Origin of the sequence: Xenorhabdus doucetiae (assembly GCF_000968195.1) — a bacterium.
GTDB classification, from domain to species: Bacteria; Pseudomonadota; Gammaproteobacteria; order Enterobacterales; family Enterobacteriaceae; genus Xenorhabdus; species Xenorhabdus doucetiae.
This window is the reverse complement of the sequence record NZ_FO704550.1, coordinates 2,282,040-2,299,527: the sequence shown is the minus strand read 5'-3', so window position 1 is coordinate 2,299,527 and position 17,488 is coordinate 2,282,040. Positions and strand designations below refer to the sequence as shown.

Genomic DNA, 17,488 nt, shown 5'->3' with positions numbered 1-17,488 from the left:
GTTAATATATGAAATTTTTAGTTACAGGCTCTGCTGGTTTTATCGGTTTCCATGTTAGTCAGCGGTTATTGAATATGGGACATGAGGTTGTCGGTATTGATAACCTCAACGATTATTATGATGTTAATTTGAAACGGGCAAGATTAAATTTATTACTCCCCCATGCAAATTTCAAATTTGAAAAATTAGATCTCGCCGACAGAGTTGCAATACCTGCATTGTTCGCTAAACATCAATTTCAGCGAGTGATCCATTTGGGAGCGCAGCCAGGCGTACGTTACTCAATACAAAACCCTATGGCATATATAGATGCCAATATCGTCGGTCATATCAATATCCTTGAAGGTTGCCGCCACCACTGTGTAGAACATTTATTATATGCCTCTTCCAGTTCAGTATATGGTTTAAATAAAAAGCAGCCTTTTTCGACTGATGATTCGGTTGATCATCCTGTTTCTTTATATGCCGCAACGAAAAAAGCGGATGAGCTAATGTCTCATAGCTATTCACATCTTTATCAACTCCCCACGACAGGATTGAGATTTTTTACTGTATATGGACCGTGGGGTCGTCCTGATATGGCTTTATTTAAATTCACGAAAGCCATGTTAGAAGATAAGCCAATCGATGTTTATAATCATGGCAATATGGTGAGAGATTTCACTTATATTGATGACATTGTCGAATCTATAATCAGATTGCAGGGTGTTATTCCTACCGCCAATAAAGACTGGACAGTTGAAGAGGGTCAGATAGCTGCCAGCTCTGCGCCATATCGAGTTTACAATATTGGTAATGGGCAACCGACAAAACTGGGTGATTTTATTGAAGCCATTGAAGTTTCATTAGGGATTGAGGCAAAGAAAAACTTTATGGAAATTCAAGATGGCGATGTATTATCAACGTGTGCAGATTCAAGTACGCTTTATAATAAGATTGGCTTTTCACCTAACACTCCGGTGAAGGAAGGGGTGAAACGATTTACCGATTGGTATTTGGGCTTTTATCAGAAGCTGTGACAGAGAATGTGAGAAATAGAAAAAGGAGCTAATCGCTCCTTTTTTATAAGCTTATGTTAATAAAAAACTAAGTTAGTGTTAAATTCTTTTTTATCACGTCGAGAATATGCAGGCGACTTGGCCGTTAATATCGCTCTCTGTGTTTCTACATCAGCCCGTAATTAACCGAGTTAGTTTATTAAGCATAAAATAAAAATACCCTTGATAGGGTATTTTTGTTATCAGGTTTACTAAAACAACTGATTAGATCAGGAAATCTTCCAGTTTTTTACCTTCTTCTTCAATGGCTTTTTTGATTACAGCCGGTGTACGGCCTTGGCCTGTCCAGGTTTTAGTTTCACCGTCATCAACGTATGAATATTTAGCCGGACGTGCAGCACGTTTAGATTTACCCGTAGATTTACCACTAAAAGCATCCATTAAATCACTTAATTCAATACCGTCTTTCTCCAACATTTCACGGTATTCTTCAAGCTTACGTGTACGCTCTTCTAATTGTGCACGAACGTGGTTTTCTTCATCACGACGTTCTTCAACAACAGTCGTCAGTTTTTCCAACATTTCTTCTAAAGTACTAAGTTCACATTCTCTTGCTTGTGCGCGCAAGGTACGGATGTTATTTAAGGATTTTAAATTCTCGCTCATTGTCCTGGTCTCAAATTATAATGATGATAGCCGATGTAGGGATAATAATAGAATGCTATTTTATTTTCTGCAATAGTGAATTTACTTTCTCAGGCTAAAACATGTCATTTTAAAATGCAATTTTTTTGCTAATCGATATATTGTGTTTTAATCCTGCTATTGAGCTTACCATTTTTCAATAATCTGGAAGGGGGAGGTACTGTAAAGATTAGTAAGGGATAAACCATAGGATATAAAACTAATTTATAGTCAATCGGTAAGTAACGTTAACTGTTTTGCTGGAAATAAGTTGAAGAATCAGTGTGAGATGAAAGTTTTTTTATGGGTAATCCATTAGTTATGATTACAGTAGCTAAATTGAACAAAAGTAAACCACTATGATTATTAATATTCAAAGAATGGGTGGAAAATTAACTATTTTCTTTTGATGTTAATTTTGTTCATTTGGCAGGCAGGAAGTCCTTATAGTGCTGATTTTATATGCGCAAGTGTGATGATTATCATGAAAATAATCTTTTCTTATTCGTTCTAATTTGTTTCTGCTACTCCACATTTGACAATAACAACGATAATCTCAAGTAGAGTTTGTGGTAAACTGACACCGTTATATCGCCTGATTAAATTTGACAAGAGGATGGACGGGCCAATGGCTCAGCTTTATTTTTATTATTCTGCCATGAACGCAGGGAAATCAACTTCCTTATTGCAGTCTTCCTATAACTATAACGAAAGAGGAATGAGAACACTGATCTTTACAGCAGATATCGATACTCGATTCGGTAAAGGGAAGGTCAGTTCCCGTATTGGCTTATCCGCTGAGGCGTTGTTGTTTTCGCCAAAAACAAATATTGCTGAGCTTATCAGAAGTGAAAATGAGGCAGAAAAAGTTCATTGTGTTTTGATTGATGAATGCCAATTCTTGACGAAAGAGCATGTTGAGCAACTTTGCGAAATTGTAGATTATGATGATATCCCTGTTCTTTGTTATGGTTTAAGAACCGATTTTCAAGGTGAGTTATTCAGCGGAAGTGAATATCTCCTCGCGTGGTCAGATAAATTAGTAGAGCTGAAAACCATTTGTCATTGTGGGAGAAAAGCCAGCCGTGTACTTCGTTTTGGCAGCGATGGCAACGTTGTTTACGATGGTGCTCAGGTTGATATTGGCGGTAATGAAAAATACGTCTCTGTGTGTCGTAGGCACTATACTGACGTTATTCGCGAAACTCAGGCTATTAGGAAATAAAATAAAAAGGCGTTGGGTTACCCTAACGCCTTTTAAGTTACATCAATCAGCTTATCATTTATTATTCTTTCTTATTATTTTTTCTATTTGATTTTGCAGCCTCCTGGGATTGACCCTGCTCGGTGAATTCACGTCCATAAAAAGAATCTAACAGCAATTGTTTCAACTCAGAAATTAATGGATAGCGCGGATTTGCGCCGGTGCATTGATCATCAAAGGCATCTTCTGCGAGCTTGTCGATTTTCGCCAGGAAGTCAGCTTCTTGCACACCGAATTCACGAATTGAAGCCGGAATGTCTAGCTGGAATTTCATTTCTTCCAGCCAAGCCAACAGCTTTTCAATTTTGGCAGCAGTACGATCACCGGAGGCTGTTAACCCTAAATGATCTGCAATTTCCGCATAGCGGCGCCGTGCTTGCGGGCGATCATATTGGCTGAATGCAGTCTGTTTGGTTGGATTGTCGTTGGCGTTATAGCGGATCACATTACAGATTAGCAGGGCATTCGCTAAACCATGTGGGATATGAAACTCAGAGCCCAGTTTGTGAGCCATAGAGTGGCAGACTCCCAAGAATGCGTTGGCAAAAGCAATCCCTGCTATGGTCGCTGCATTATGGACACGTTCACGGGCAATGGGATTTTTTGCACCTTCGTGGTAACTGGCGGGCAGGAAATCTTTCAGCAGCTTTAATGCTTGCAGGGCTTGCCCGTCAGAATACTCATTGGCCAGAACAGAAACATAAGCTTCCAATGCGTGGGTTACCGCATCCAGACCACCAAAAGCACATAGCGATTTCGGCATATCCATCACCAGATTTGCGTCGACAATTGCCATATCAGGGGTTAGGGCATAATCTGCCAAAGGATATTTCTGCCCAGTGACATCATCGGTAACCACTGCGAAAGGCGTAACTTCTGAGCCTGTGCCTGATGTGGTGGTAATGGCAACCAGTTTCGCTTTTACGCCCATTTTCGGGAACTTATAGATACGCTTACGGATATCCATAAAGCGCAAGGCCAGTTCCTCAAAATATGTTTCAGGATGTTCGTACATCACCCACATAATTTTGGCTGCATCCATAGGGGAACCGCCGCCAAGAGCAATGATGATATCGGGTTTAAACAGGTGCATTTGTTCGGCACCTTTGCGGACGATGCCCAGTGTCGGATCGGCTTCGACTTCAAAAAATACATCGGTTTCAATGCCATAAGATTTCAAGACATTGATAACCTGATCGGCGTAGCCGTTATTGAACAAGAAACGGTCTGTCACAATAAAGGCACGTTTGGCACCATCGGTAGCGACTTCTTCCAATGCAATAGGCAGAGAACCGCGGCGGAAATAAATGGATTTTGGAAGTTTATGCCACAACATATTTTCGGCTCTTTTGGCGACAGTTTTCGTATTAATCAGGTGTTTTGGCCCAACATTTTCAGAAATCGAGTTGCCTCCCCAAGAACCACAACCCAGCGTCAGGGAAGGGGAGAGCTTAAAGTTGTACAAGTCTCCAATACCGCCTTGGGATGTCGGTGTGTTGATTAAAATGCGCGCGGTTTTCATTTTGTCGCCAAAATACTTAATACGTTCTGCCTGATTATCTTGTTCAGTATAGAGACACGATGTATGCCCAATACCGCCCATTTCAACCAGTTTCTCGGCTTTTTCGACCGCCTCTTCAAAGTTTTTGCCGCGGTACATGGCAAGCAGGGGGGATAATTTTTCATGGGCAAAAGGTTCTGCTTCATCCACCAGAGTGACTTCACCGATAAGAATTTTAGTGCTTTCAGGAACCTTAATACCGGCCATATCAGCAATTTTTGTTGCCGGCTGACCCACAATCGCTGCATTTAAGTTGCCGTTTTTCAAAATAACATCCTGAACGGCTTTTAACTCTTTTCCTTGGAGAAGATATCCACCGTGAGTTGAAAAACGCTCACGGACTTGCTCGTAAACAGAATCAACAACGATAACAGACTGTTCTGAAGCACAAATCACACCGTTATCAAATGTCTTAGACATCAAGATAGAGGCAACGGCACGTTTGATATCTGCTGATTCATCAATCACAACCGGCGTATTGCCTGCACCGACACCAATGGCGGGTTTGCCTGAACTGTAGGCAGCTTTTACCATGCCTGGCCCCCCGGTTGCCAAAATCAGATTAATATCAGGGTGGTGCATTAAGGCGTTTGACAGTTCAACAGAAGGTTCGTCTATCCAACCAATGATATCCTTTGGCGCGCCTGCTTCAACCGCTGCTTTTAAGACGATTTCTGCCGCTTTGTTGGTTGCGTTTTTGGCACGTGGATGAGGGGAGAAAATAATACCATTGCGGGTTTTCAGGCTGATAAGGGCTTTAAAAATTGCCGTAGAGGTTGGGTTTGTTGTTGGAACAATACCGCAAATCAAGCCAATAGGTTCAGCAATAGTCATCGTCCCGAAGGTATTATCTTCCGATAAGATCCCGCAAGTTTTATCGTCTTTATAGGCGTTATAGATATATTCAGAAGCAAAGTGGTTTTTGATCACTTTATCTTCCACAATTCCCATGCCGGATTCAGACACAGCGAGTTTAGCCAGTGGAATACGGGCATCAGCAGCCGCAAAAGCAGCCGCGCGAAAAATTTGGTCAACTTGCTCCTGAGAATAATGAGCAAATTCCTGTTGGGCTTTTTTTACGCGAGCAACTAATTCATTAAGTTCTGCGACTTGAGTGACAGCCATAAAAATTACTCCTGATAAATTTCTTAACAAAATGATTGATATAGGAATAGTTTCTTTCCCTGAAATTCTACGCTGAATACAGCTTACTATTTACAGGCATTTGTATTGTGATTTAGATCATGAAAACATTAAGCTGACTCAATTCAGCTATTATTTCTGACTCAATGAGTGACAGTTGATATCTGAGTAAGTTTAAGTGGTTATTTAACTTTGCAAATACAATTTATTAACTTGTATGAAAAGGGAATCAATCAGAATTAATAAATGATCAATTAAAGCGTAATTGGTCAATAACATCATTTCCTTGAAATCATTGTTCATATTTTATTCCTTTTTAGTCGGTGATCTTCTCGAAATAATACTGTAATTTTCTACACTATTTTACTTTTTATCATCTTATCTGCGACTGGCGGTTTTTATAATTATTTTGTGATAAAGGTGGACTTTTACTCTGTGGTGATTGCATTTTGTTAAAATAATGTTTATTTTCTCTTTTGACCATATTTCATGAATATTGCCTTGGGGTAATGGGGTAAAGTCTATTGTTATCATGGTCTTATATTGGTTTCGCGAATTCATCGGATACAAGGGTGATGAATAATATTAATGTTTTGCTCAATTTATTATAAAAATCAAATAACAATTATTATGCAGGCATAGTTTTTTAGTAGGTTAATGATCATTTGTTAACGTGATAAGTAAATTATTCGAGTTAGTAGATTAAAAACGATTTATTTACTGTTTATAACTTGGAGTAAAAAATGAGGAAAAAAACATCAAAGTTAGGTCAGTTAATTTCGAGTATCGTTTTATTATCTTTTCCGGTTGCACAGGGCATTGCTGCAACTGTTCCGGCGGGCGTTACACTGGCTGAAAAACAAGAAGTCACCGTTAACAATGGTGTCGAAGTCACATCATTAGATCCTCATAAAGTTGAAGGTGCTCCAGAAACTATTATTATTCGCAATTTGCTTGAAGGGCTGGTCACTACTGGGCCAAATGGTGAAACCGTGCCTGGTGTGGCGGAACGGTGGGAAAATGAAGGTTATAAGGTATGGACATTCTATCTACGTAACAACGCCAAATGGAGTGATGGAAAGCCTGTGACTGCGCAGGATTTTGTCTACAGTTGGCGCCGTCTCGCCGATCCAAACACCGGGTCGCCTTATACCAGTTACTTGCAATATGCCTATATCCAGAATGTTGACGATATCCTGAAAGGCGTCAAGTCACCGGAACAATTGGGTGTTAAGGCATTAGATGATCACCGTTTCCAAGTCACTCTCAGTCAGCCAGTTCCTTATCTGGTTGACATGTTAAGCCATACCGCACTGAAACCTGTCAGGCAAGATGTGGTTGAGAAATGGGGGAATAAATGGACATTACCCGAAAATTACATTGTTAATGGCGCTTATAGATTGAAAGATTGGGTGGTCAATGAGCGAATTGTTTTAACGCGTAATCCTCAGTATTGGAATGATAAAGAAACCCTCATTGAAAAAGGCACTTTTCTGCCTGTTGTCTCGAACGTTAGTGATGTTAACCGTTATCGTAGCGGGGAAATTGATATCACCAACAGTGCGATTCCGCCTGATCTATACCAGAAAATGAAACGGGATATTCCTGACCAATTGAGAATTTCACCTTATCTGTGCACGTTTTACTACGAAATTAATAACCAGAAGCCACTGTTTAAAGATAAACGGGTGCGTGAAGCGATAAAACTGAGTCTTGACCGAGATATCATCACGGACAGAATTATGGGGCAGGGGCAGATACCGGCATATGGATTCACGCCGACTTATATTGGCGGGGGTTTGGCCATTAACCCAGATTGGGCAAGTTGGACACAGGAGCAGCGTAATCAACGGGCAAGGGAATTGTTGCAAGAAGCGGGTTTTGATGCCAGTCATCCCCTCAAATTTACCTTGTTGTACAACACATCTGATCAAAATAAACAACAAGCCATCGCTGCGGCTTCGATGTGGCAGAAAAATATTGGTGCCAAAGTCACTTTGCAGAATCAGGAATGGAAAACCTCTCTCCAGAACCGCCACCAAGGAAATTATGATGTCGCGCGGGCAACATGGTGTGGCGATTATAACGAACCGTCCTCTTTCTTGAATATTCTGCTGTCAACGAGCAGTAACAATACCGGTTTCTATCAAAGTGCGGCTTTTGATCACTTGCTTAAGCAGGCTCTGACGGCTAAAGATGACGCGACACGTAAAGCATTTTATCAGCAAGCCGAAGCCCAACTGGATAAAGATTCAGGCTTGATACCGATTTATTATCGGGTCAGCGTGCGCCTTATTCGCCCGACAGTGGGGGGAATGACAGGGAAAGATCCCCTGGATTATATCGATTTAAAGAATCTGTATATAAAAAAGGTGAATAACTGATCACCGTCACAAAATATTATCTTACCGTAAACAAAACAGTTCCTTTTGGATACGGATAATAACCATCCTAATGCGTGAATATGACTTTTATGGGTCAAATGATATCAATTGGAGTAAGTATAAGATGATAAACACAACAAAGAAAAAACTGGCTACTGGTATTACGGTAGCGTTAGGCATGATGGTGGGATGGCAGGCCTTTGCCGCGCAAGTGCCTGCTGGCGTGCAACTGGCAGGCGCGGCAAAACAGGTGCTGGTTCGCAATAATGCCTCTGAACCGCAATCCCTGGACCCGCATAAAATCGAAGGCGTACCCGAATCGAATATCGCCCGTGATCTGTTTGAAACGCTGGTGATCAATGATCCTGACGGCAAAATTATACCGGGCGTGGCAGAGAGCTGGGAGAATAAGGATTTTAAAGTTTGGACATTCCATTTGCGTAAAGACGCAAAGTGGTCCAATGGTGACCCTGTCACTGCGCAGGATTTTGTGTACAGTTGGCGCCGAGTAGTCGATCCCAATACCGCCTCCCCTTATGCCAGTTTTCTCCAATATGCCCATTTGCTGAATGTTGACGATATCATCAGAGGTAAACAGAAACCGGAAACATTGGGTGTCAAAGCATTAGATGACCATACATTACAATTAACCCTCAGCGAACCCGTCCCTTATTTGGTCAGGCTATTTGTTCATCCAACGACATCACCCGTCCATCGTGCAACAATTGAAAAATATGGCGAGAGATGGACGCAACCACAGAATTTTGTTGGTAATGGTGCTTATAAACTGAAAAGTTGGGTGATCAATGAACGTCTGGTTTTCGAACGTAGCCCGACCTATTGGGATAATAAAAACACCGTTATTAACCAAGTGACTTTCCTGCCTATTTCCTCTGAGGTCACGGATGTCAATCGCTATCGCGCTGGCGAAATTGAGATGTCCTATACCAACTTACCCGTCGAACTATTCCAAAAACTGAAAAAAGAAATTCCCGATCAGTTGCGTGTAAATCCGTACTTATGTACTTATTATTATGAAATAAACAACCAGAAACCCCCATTTGATGATCCCCGTGTACGTACCGCACTGAAGTTAGGCATGGATCGCGATATCATAACTTACAAGGTTAAAAATCAGGGAGACTCATCAGCTTATGGCTATACTCCACCCTATATCGCTGATTTTAAAGACGTAAAACCAGATTGGTATACCAAACTGAATCAGCAGCAGCGTAATGAGGAAGCGAAAAAATTATTGGCAGAGGCTGGGTTTACCAAAGATCATCCATTGAAAATTAAGTTATTGTACAACACGTCTGATCTGCATAAAAAGCTGGCCATTGCCGCGGCTTCCCTTTGGAAAAAGAATATCGGTATTGATGTTTCCCTCGAAAATCAGGAGTGGAAAACGTTCCTCGATTCCCGCCATCAAGGCAACTATGACGTTGCCCGTGCCGGATGGTGTGCTGATTATAACGAAGCTTCTACCTTCTTGAATCCCATGTTATCCAACAGTAGTAATAATACCTCTCACTATAAGAGCAAAGAATTTGATGCTTTGATGAAACAATCCCTGCAAGTGAAAACTGATGCAGAACGCGCTGAAATTTATGCCAAAGCCAATGCGCAATTGGATAAAGACTCAGCGATAGTTCCTCTCTTTTATTATGCGAGTACCCGTTTAGTGAAACCTTATGTAGGGGGCTATACCGGCAAAGATCCATTGGAAAATCTCCATACCAAAGATCTCTACATCATAAAACACTAGGAATGTGTGGGTGATCCGGTTGGGGTCACCCGCTTGTCAAATAATTAAAAGCCACGGTTTGGCTAAACAGTAGGAACGGGCAATGCTAAAATTTATTTTACGCCGCTGCTTAGAGGCGATCCCGACACTTTTTATCCTGATTACGATTTCGTTTTTTATGATGCGGCTTGCGCCGGGTAGCCCATTTACCGGGGAAAGGAAGCTACCGCCGGAAGTGATGGCAAATATTGAAGCGAAATATCACCTGAATGATCCTATCTATAAACAATATTTCAATTACTTAATCCAACTCTCCAAAGGGGATTTTGGTCCTTCATTCAAATACAAAGACTACAGCGTCAATGATCTGGTTGCAGAAGCACTGCCAGTTTCGGCTAAATTGGGATTTGCTGCCTTTATTATGGCGGTCATATTGGGTGTCAGTGCCGGGGTGATTGCGGCATTGAACCAGAACACCAAATGGGATTACACGGTAATGGGGTTTGCCATGACAGGGGTTGTCATTCCCAGTTTCGTGGTCGCCCCCTTATTAGTGTTGATATTCGCCATTACCCTAAAATGGTTGCCGGGAGGAGGCTGGAATGGCGGAGCACCTAAATATATGCTTTTGCCAATGGTGGCACTTTCCCTCGCTTATATTGCCAGTATCTCCCGTATCACCCGCGGTTCCATGATAGAAATCTTACATTCCAACTTTATTCGTACCGCACGTGCCAAAGGCTTGCCATTGCGAACGATTATTTTCCGTCATGCGTTAAAACCCGCCTTATTACCGGTTATCTCCTATATGGGTCCTGCTTTCGTCGGCATTATTACTGGCTCAATGGTGATCGAAACGATTTTCGGTTTACCGGGTTTGGGGCAATTGTTTGTGAATGGCGCATTAAACCGTGATTACTCACTGGTACTGAGTCTGACGATCCTGGTCGGGGGCTTAACCATTATGTTTAATGCTATCGTTGATGTGCTGTATGCCGTCATTGATCCGAAAATTCGTTATTAAAACTTGGAGCACGCAATGTTACTGAATAAAAAAAATAGCGAAGCTCTGGAAAATTTTTCTGAGCAACTGGAAATTGAAGGCCGCAGTTTGTGGCAGGATGCACGCCGCCGTTTTATACATAACAAGGCCGCGATTACAAGTTTATGTATTCTCTTCCTGATCACACTCTTTGTTATTTTAGCGCCGATGCTGTCCCAATTTGCTTACGATGATACCGATTGGAATATGATGACGATGCCGCCGGATTTTGAATCCAAACACTATTTCGGCACCGATTCATCAGGGCGTGACCTGCTGGTGCGAGTTGCCATTGGCGGGCGTATTTCATTAATGGTCGGGATTGCCGCGGCCCTGATTGCCGTACTGTTTGGCACGTTGTATGGTGCGATGTCAGGTTATCTTGGCGGCAAAACGGACATGGTGATGATGCGTTTGCTGGAAATCCTTAACTCTTTCCCATTTATGTTCTTCGTTATTCTTCTGGTGACTTTCTTTGGTCAAAATATCCTGCTAATTTTCGTTGCGATAGGCATGGTGTCATGGCTGGACATGGCACGTATTGTCCGTGGTCAGACATTGAGTTTAAAACGCAAGGAGTTTATTGAAGCCGCGTTGGTTTGCGGTGTTTCCACCCGCCATATTGTTTTGCGCCATATCGTACCAAACGTCTTGGGCGTTGTGGTGGTTTATGCCTCATTACTTGTACCGAGTATGATCCTGTTTGAATCTTTCTTGAGCTTCCTTGGCTTGGGAACTCAGGAACCCCTGAGCAGTTGGGGCGCTCTGTTAAGTGATGGTGCCAACTCAATGGAAGTGGCCTCGTGGTTATTGTTATTTCCGGCCGGCTTTCTGGTCATGACCCTGTTTTGTTTTAACTTTATTGGTGACGGCCTACGAGATGCCCTCGACCCGAAAGACCGTTAAGGAGAGCCTATGAACAACGTAGAAACGTCGAAAAATGTTGAGTCACTCTTATCGGTCAAAGACCTGAATGTGGTATTCAACACACCTGACGGCAATGTGACTGCCGTAAATAAATTGAATTTTGACTTACAGGCCGGAGAAACACTGGGGATCGTGGGAGAATCGGGTTCGGGTAAATCACAGACCGCATTTGCGTTAATGGGATTACTGGCCAGTAATGGTTCTGTCAGCGGTTCTGCCACGTTTAACGGACGAGAAATTCTTAACCTGCGAGAAAAAGAGTTAAACCGGATGCGGGCACAAGAAATCTCGATGATATTTCAAGATCCCATGACCTCCCTTAATCCTTATATGCGAGTGGGTGACCAATTAACGGAAGTCTTGATGCTGCATAAGCGCATCAGTAAAAGCGAAGCTTTTGAAGGCGCCGTCCGCATGTTGGATGCGGTTAAGATGCCAGAGGCGCGTAAACGCATGAAGATGTATCCACACGAATTCTCCGGGGGGATGCGTCAACGGGTGATGATTGCCATGGCGCTGTTGTGCCAGCCCAAATTATTGATTGCCGATGAACCGACAACGGCTCTGGACGTCACCGTTCAGGCACAAATCATGACGCTGCTTAATGAGCTAAAAAAAGAGTTTAACACCGCGATTATCATGATTACCCATGATTTGGGAGTGGTTGCAGGTATTTGTGACAAGGTATTAGTGATGTATGCGGGAAGGACGATGGAATATGGTACAGCGCGTGACGTGTTTTATCATCCTACCCATCCATACTCTATTGGATTATTGAATGCGGTTCCTCGTCTGGACGGTGATGAGGAAGCCTTGGAAACGATTCAAGGCAATCCTCCCAATTTATTGCGTTTGCCAAAGGGGTGCCCATTCCAGCCACGTTGTCAATTTGCCACTGAGCATTGTGTTCGCGAGGAACCCCAGTTGGAAAAATTTGGCCTTGGGCGCTTGCGTGCCTGCTTTAAACGCCAGGAGGAATTGGTATGAACACAACTAACATGAACACGATTGATGTGAAGACAATAGCTGAAAAGCGGGTCTTATTGGAAGTTGACGATCTCAAAGTTTATTTTGATATTAAAGACGGAAAACAGTGGTTCTGGCAGCCGGCAAAAAGCTTAAAAGCGGTAGATGGCGTAACCTTAAGGCTTTATGAAGGTGAGACACTGGGGGTTGTGGGAGAATCTGGCTGCGGGAAGTCAACGCTTGCCAGGGCAGTAATTGGGTTAGTGAAAGCGTCTGGCGGTGCGGTGACCTGGCTTGGTCAGAACCTGTTGGACATCAATGACAAACAATGGCGGGATATTCGCAATGATATCCAGATGATTTTTCAGGATCCGTTGGCATCATTGAATCCGCGTATGACCATTGGCGATATTATCGCAGAGCCGTTGAAAACGTATTACCCCAAAATGAAAGAAGGGGAAATAAAAGAAAAAGTCAAAAAGATGATGATGAAGGTAGGGTTATTACCGAACCTGATCAATCGTTACCCTCATGAATTCTCTGGCGGTCAGTGCCAGCGTATCGGGATTGCCCGCGCCTTGATCCTCGAACCTAAATTAGTTATCTGTGACGAACCGGTTTCAGCGCTGGATGTTTCCATTCAGGCACAAGTTGTTAATTTATTACAGGAATTGCAGCGGGAAATGGGGCTTTCCCTGATATTTATTGCACATGACTTGTCGATCGTAAAACACATATCGGACCGCGTATTGGTCATGTATTTGGGCAATGCGGTAGAACTGGGCACTTACGACGAGGTTTATCATAATCCGTTGCATCCCTACACCAGAGCGCTTATGTCGGCTGTGCCGATCCCTGATCCAGACAAAGAGCGCAACAAACATATCGAATTGTTAGAGGGCGAATTGCCTTCCCCCATTAACCCTCCGTCCGGATGTGTATTCCGCACGCGCTGCCCAATGGCGGATGCTGAATGTGCCAAGACCCGGCCATTACTTGAGGGCAGTTTTAAACATGCAGTGTCTTGTCTTAAGGTTGATCCACTCTAATCAATGATATGTGACCAATGTGACACCGTCACGAATTTAAATTCAATGCCCTCACCATGATGAGGGCATTTTAGTCATTCCGGGAGAGAGATTAAAGGCAGGGCGGGATGATTATTTTTTCCACAAGATCTGGCAGATAGGGTGAGATTTTTCCCGGCAGATCAAAATACGGGCAAAGATATCATCAATTTCGGCATTGTCTGATTCTGCCAATCCAATAATGACTTCCGAAAAAAAGTCTGGATCTAAATCAAAATCAACATGTTCAAACCAGACGTTTGAAGGTTCCCATAATTCAGCACCGCCGCGCTCTTCAAATTGCAGGTTAAACAACAAGCTATCAGCCGGATCGAGATGAGAGAGTGCTTGTTCCAAAAAGATATCGTAAGCCTTTTCAAGCGCTTCATCTTCAGTCATTCGGTTGTTTAAGTCCAATTGCATAGGATGTGTCGATTGATTTTCCATGGTGGCAATATCCAATATTAATCACTAGGTGAAATTAAAACATGTTCTGTATTGAATGAATACTTTTATTCGTGCTCTTTTATTCATGCCCTTTTATTCATGATAAATGAATTATAAAAGCGGGCTGAAAAAATAACAGATACGCTCAAGGATACGGTGCCACATCGGGCGTTTTTCCCATTGATTGTTTGCCAGCAATGTGGAACGCATAATATAGTCCTGCTGAACCAGAGTTAAATCCTGACCAAAAAGTTCATCATCAATCACAACCGTAATTTCAAAATTCAGCCACAAGCTGCGCATATCCAAATTAACAGAGCCGACCATACTCAGTTGCCCATCGACCAAAACACTCTTGGTATGTAACAAACCATCTTCAAATTGATAAATTTTCACTCCCGCTTCCAGCAATTCTGCAAAAAATGCACGGCTGGCCCAGCGAACAAGAAATGAGTTGTTTTGACTGGGTACGATGATACTGACATCCACTCCGCGCATCGCCGCCGTGCAAATCGCATGCATTAAATCATCACTGGGAACAAAATAGGGCGTAGTAAGGGTAAGCTGTTTGCGGGCCGCAAAAATAGCGGTCATTAAGGATTGTTGGATCAATTCGTCAGGGAACCCTGGCCCGGAAGCGATAACTTGAGCGGTATGACCACTGGTTTGCTCGAAGGGTATAGTAACACTGTCAGGCGGGGGAGGAAGATGACGTTGCCCGGTTTCCATTTCCCAGTCAAAGGCATAAATAATCCCCAGTGTGGTCGTCACCGGGCCTTCCATTCTCACCATGATATCGACCCACTGACCGACCCCGGCATTTTGTTTAAAAAAACGGGGATCAACCATATTCATACTGCCGGTGTATGAAATATGATTATCGATCAGAATAATTTTTCTATGCTGGCGTAAGTCCATGCGCCGCAAGAATAAACGGAAGATATTCACTTTTAACGATTCGACAAACTCAATACCTGCTTTGCGCATAATATCGGGATAAGGGCTGCGGAAAAATTGCCAGCTTCCTGCCGAATCCACCATAATGCGACATTTAACACCGCGTTTGGCCGCGCGCATCAGGGCATCCGTGACCTGATCAACCAATCCACCGGATTGCCAGATATAAAACACCATCTCAATATTGTACTTGGCGTTTTCAATATCATGCACAATCGCTTTCAGCGAATTGTCATAAGATGTCATTAATTGCATTTTATTGCCTCTGACACCTTTAATCTTTTGTCGTCGTTCACACAGTTGAAACAGTGGGGTAGCCACTTCACTGTTTTCATCGGCAAAAATTTGCGGGGATTTTTTTAACTCTGCTAACCACTTGGCGACAGATGAGCGCATTTGTCTGGCTTGTTCACCCCGGCGTTTACCAAGGTGCAATTCGCCGAATGACAAATAAGCAGCGATGCCGACTAAAGGAAAGATATAAATAATGAGTAACCAAGTCATTGCTGATGTCACAGGACGACGTTTCATCAAAACTCGAATGGTGATACCGGCAATAATCAGCCAGTAGAAAAAAATCGCCAGCCAGCTCAGTACAGAGTAGAAAGTTGTCATACGTGGCAATCAATCCTGTTTATTTAAGTAATTAATATCATTAATTGAATAGAGAACAATTTTAGCAAAATTGCAAACCGGATTGGCAATTGGTTGACATTGCTAATAGTGACGATTAAGAATAATGCCATTCATTAATGGGAAAGGTAGCCTGGAATATCTTATGAAACACAGCAGAAGGGAAGTAGGGCGCTGGAGAATGCTCCGTCAAGGTATTTGTCGTCGCCGTCGTTGGTTGGAAGGGCAGTCACGCCGTAATTTACGCATCTACGCACTACGTAAGGTTGATGCCCATAAACGTCGTCGATCGATTCTATTCGCCCAGAATGCAGAATGGATTTAACCTGATGTTCAGCATGATAGGTATCTGAAAGGTAAAAATAGAGATGTTTTTGAATCTTTATTGAATATGATAGTCATTTGCATTTAAACTAATATTATCTGAAAACTGACTATCATGCTGTTAAGCAAGAATTCTCTTATGCGTTGGATACATTGGCCGATATTACTTTCCGTTTGTTTACATGTTTCTATTGCTGCGGCGCTCTTCCATGCCATTAAACCTGAAAAGCAGGTGCAAGCCGCCCCTATATCTGTTGCTATGATCCAGTTGGCTGCTGAAGAGGCACCTGTCTCTAAACCTGCCATGCCTGAATCACTTCCTGAACCAGAACCTGAACCAGAGCCCGAACCTGTTGCGGAAATTGCTCTGCCTAAACCCAAACCTGAAAAGAAAAAAATTGTTAAAAAGGAACTGAAGCCAAAAGAGAAAAAAGCAGAAAAAGTTTCAGAACAACCGCTGAAATCTATTTCTGATCAGGAACCTCAGATGGCAAAGAACTTGGACGATCAAAAATCAGAGCAGCTTGCCATTAGTGAGAAAGGTCACGTACAAAAGGGACCCAAAGCACTGAGCAGGCCAAATCCCGTCTACCCATCCAGAGCGCTACAGTTGGGAACAGAAGGGACGGTAAAGGTGAAATTTGATATTGATGAAAATGGCCGAGTTAAAAATATTGAAGTTATCTCGGCAACACCCAGAAATCTCTTTGAGCGTGAAGTGAGAAATGCCATGAGAAAATGGCGTTATGAAAAGATCCCTGCTACCGGGCATATAACGACTATTGAGTTTCGAACGACGGGGATTTCGCAATCTTAACGCACTAAACGGTATTTGACTGAATAAAAAAGGGTACTCAAAAGAGATACCCTTTAATTTTTGAGTGAGTTATTTTTCTAATAAATCATAACGTTGGATCACTGCTCTCCAATTTAAAATTCCTTTTATCTTCAGGCAAAGGGCGGGAAGTATTATTTTCATTCACGGCAACATACGTGAAAACGGCCTCTGTTGCACAGTAGCGCTGGCCGACTGGCTCAGAAGCGACTTTTTTCACCCAGACTTCAATATGGATAGTGATCGATGAATTTCCCGTTTTAAGACAACGGGCATAACAGCATACGACGTCGCCTACCGCAACCGGTTTCAGGAAACTGATGCCATTCACGCTAACAGTGACTACACGCCCCAGAGCAATCTCTTTTGCCAAAATTGCGCCGCCAATATCCATTTGAGACATCAGCCAGCCCCCAAAAATATCCCCATTAGCGTTAGTATCAGCAGGCATGGCCAGTGTACGGAGAACCAATTCTCCGTTTGGTAAGCATTGTTGTTGTGTCATTAGA

The 17,488-nt window shown here is 42.7% G+C and carries 15 protein-coding genes; 10 read left to right on the top strand and 5 right to left on the bottom strand.

What is annotated here, in order from left to right; translation table 11 throughout:
* Positions 1 to 8 precede the first annotated feature (8 nt).
* Complete coding sequence (locus XDD1_RS10330; protein ID WP_045970942.1) at positions 9 to 1,019, top strand: NAD-dependent epimerase; 1,011 nt, start codon at positions 9 to 11, stop codon at positions 1,017 to 1,019.
* A 243-nt stretch (positions 1,020 to 1,262) separates the two neighbouring features.
* On the opposite strand, the gene XDD1_RS10325 is transcribed toward XDD1_RS10330, so the two are convergent.
* Positions 1,263 to 1,664 carry an H-NS family histone-like protein gene (locus XDD1_RS10325; protein WP_045970940.1) on the bottom strand — a complete coding sequence of 134 codons (402 nt, stop codon included), beginning with the start codon at positions 1,662 to 1,664 and terminating at the stop codon, positions 1,263 to 1,265.
* Between the two features lie 646 nt (positions 1,665 to 2,310).
* Between XDD1_RS10325 and XDD1_RS10320 the strand changes: the two genes are divergently transcribed.
* Positions 2,311 to 2,907: a thymidine kinase gene (locus XDD1_RS10320; protein WP_045970938.1), complete on the top strand. Its 597-nt coding sequence runs from the start codon at positions 2,311 to 2,313 to the stop codon at positions 2,905 to 2,907.
* Positions 2,908 to 2,968: 61 nt separating this feature from the next.
* On the opposite strand, the gene adhE is transcribed toward XDD1_RS10320, so the two are convergent.
* Positions 2,969 to 5,632 carry a bifunctional acetaldehyde-CoA/alcohol dehydrogenase gene (adhE, locus tag XDD1_RS10315; protein WP_045970936.1) on the bottom strand — a complete coding sequence of 888 codons (2,664 nt, stop codon included), beginning with the start codon at positions 5,630 to 5,632 and terminating at the stop codon, positions 2,969 to 2,971.
* Positions 5,633 to 6,393: 761 nt separating this feature from the next.
* Between adhE and XDD1_RS10310 the strand changes: the two genes are divergently transcribed.
* From XDD1_RS10310 to oppF, 6 genes are all read left to right on the top strand, one after another.
* Positions 6,394 to 8,034, top strand: coding sequence for an ABC transporter substrate-binding protein (locus XDD1_RS10310; protein ID WP_045970934.1), 1,641 nt, complete (start codon positions 6,394 to 6,396; stop codon positions 8,032 to 8,034).
* A 124-nt stretch (positions 8,035 to 8,158) separates the two neighbouring features.
* Positions 8,159 to 9,802 (top strand): oligopeptide ABC transporter substrate-binding protein OppA, encoded by a 1,644-nt coding sequence (gene oppA / locus XDD1_RS10305; protein WP_045970933.1) that lies wholly within the window; start codon positions 8,159 to 8,161, stop codon positions 9,800 to 9,802.
* 82 nt (positions 9,803 to 9,884) lie between these two features.
* Positions 9,885 to 10,805: an oligopeptide ABC transporter permease OppB gene (oppB, locus tag XDD1_RS10300; protein ID WP_045970931.1), complete on the top strand. Its 921-nt coding sequence runs from the start codon at positions 9,885 to 9,887 to the stop codon at positions 10,803 to 10,805.
* Positions 10,806 to 10,820: 15 nt separating this feature from the next.
* The gene (gene oppC / locus XDD1_RS10295) at positions 10,821 to 11,729 is read left to right on the top strand and encodes an oligopeptide ABC transporter permease OppC (RefSeq protein ID WP_045970929.1); all 909 of its coding nucleotides are present in this window, start codon (positions 10,821 to 10,823) and stop codon (positions 11,727 to 11,729) included.
* 9 nt (positions 11,730 to 11,738) lie between these two features.
* Positions 11,739 to 12,737 (top strand): ABC transporter ATP-binding protein, encoded by a 999-nt coding sequence (gene oppD / locus XDD1_RS10290; RefSeq protein WP_045970928.1) that lies wholly within the window; start codon positions 11,739 to 11,741, stop codon positions 12,735 to 12,737.
* Positions 12,734 to 13,765 (top strand): murein tripeptide/oligopeptide ABC transporter ATP binding protein OppF, encoded by a 1,032-nt coding sequence (gene oppF, locus XDD1_RS10285; RefSeq protein WP_269450509.1) that lies wholly within the window; start codon positions 12,734 to 12,736, stop codon positions 13,763 to 13,765. Before oppD ends, oppF begins: the two co-directional genes overlap by 4 nt.
* Before the next feature lie 111 nt (positions 13,766 to 13,876).
* On the opposite strand, the gene XDD1_RS10280 is transcribed toward oppF, so the two are convergent.
* Positions 13,877 to 14,200, bottom strand: coding sequence for an HI1450 family dsDNA-mimic protein (locus XDD1_RS10280; protein WP_231854508.1), 324 nt, complete (start codon positions 14,198 to 14,200; stop codon positions 13,877 to 13,879).
* 141 nt (positions 14,201 to 14,341) lie between these two features.
* Entirely contained in the window at positions 14,342 to 15,802 is a 1,461-nt protein-coding gene (gene cls / locus XDD1_RS10275) for a cardiolipin synthase (RefSeq protein WP_045970926.1), read from the bottom strand.
* Positions 15,803 to 15,965: 163 nt separating this feature from the next.
* Here cls and XDD1_RS18875 point away from each other — a divergent pair, with 163 nt between their 5' ends.
* Together XDD1_RS18875 and tonB are read left to right on the top strand one after the other, a co-directional pair.
* Positions 15,966 to 16,145 carry a YciY family protein gene (locus tag XDD1_RS18875; protein ID WP_071827263.1) on the top strand — a complete coding sequence of 60 codons (180 nt, stop codon included), beginning with the start codon at positions 15,966 to 15,968 and terminating at the stop codon, positions 16,143 to 16,145.
* A gap of 138 nt (positions 16,146 to 16,283) precedes the next feature.
* Positions 16,284 to 16,961 carry a TonB system transport protein TonB gene (gene tonB, locus XDD1_RS10270; RefSeq protein ID WP_231854386.1) on the top strand — a complete coding sequence of 226 codons (678 nt, stop codon included), beginning with the start codon at positions 16,284 to 16,286 and terminating at the stop codon, positions 16,959 to 16,961.
* 85 nt (positions 16,962 to 17,046) lie between these two features.
* On the opposite strand, the gene yciA is transcribed toward tonB, so the two are convergent.
* A complete protein-coding gene (yciA, locus tag XDD1_RS10265) occupies positions 17,047 to 17,484 on the bottom strand; it encodes an acyl-CoA thioester hydrolase YciA (protein ID WP_045973483.1) in 438 nt (145 codons plus the stop codon).
* Between the last annotated feature and the right edge of the window lie 4 nt (positions 17,485 to 17,488).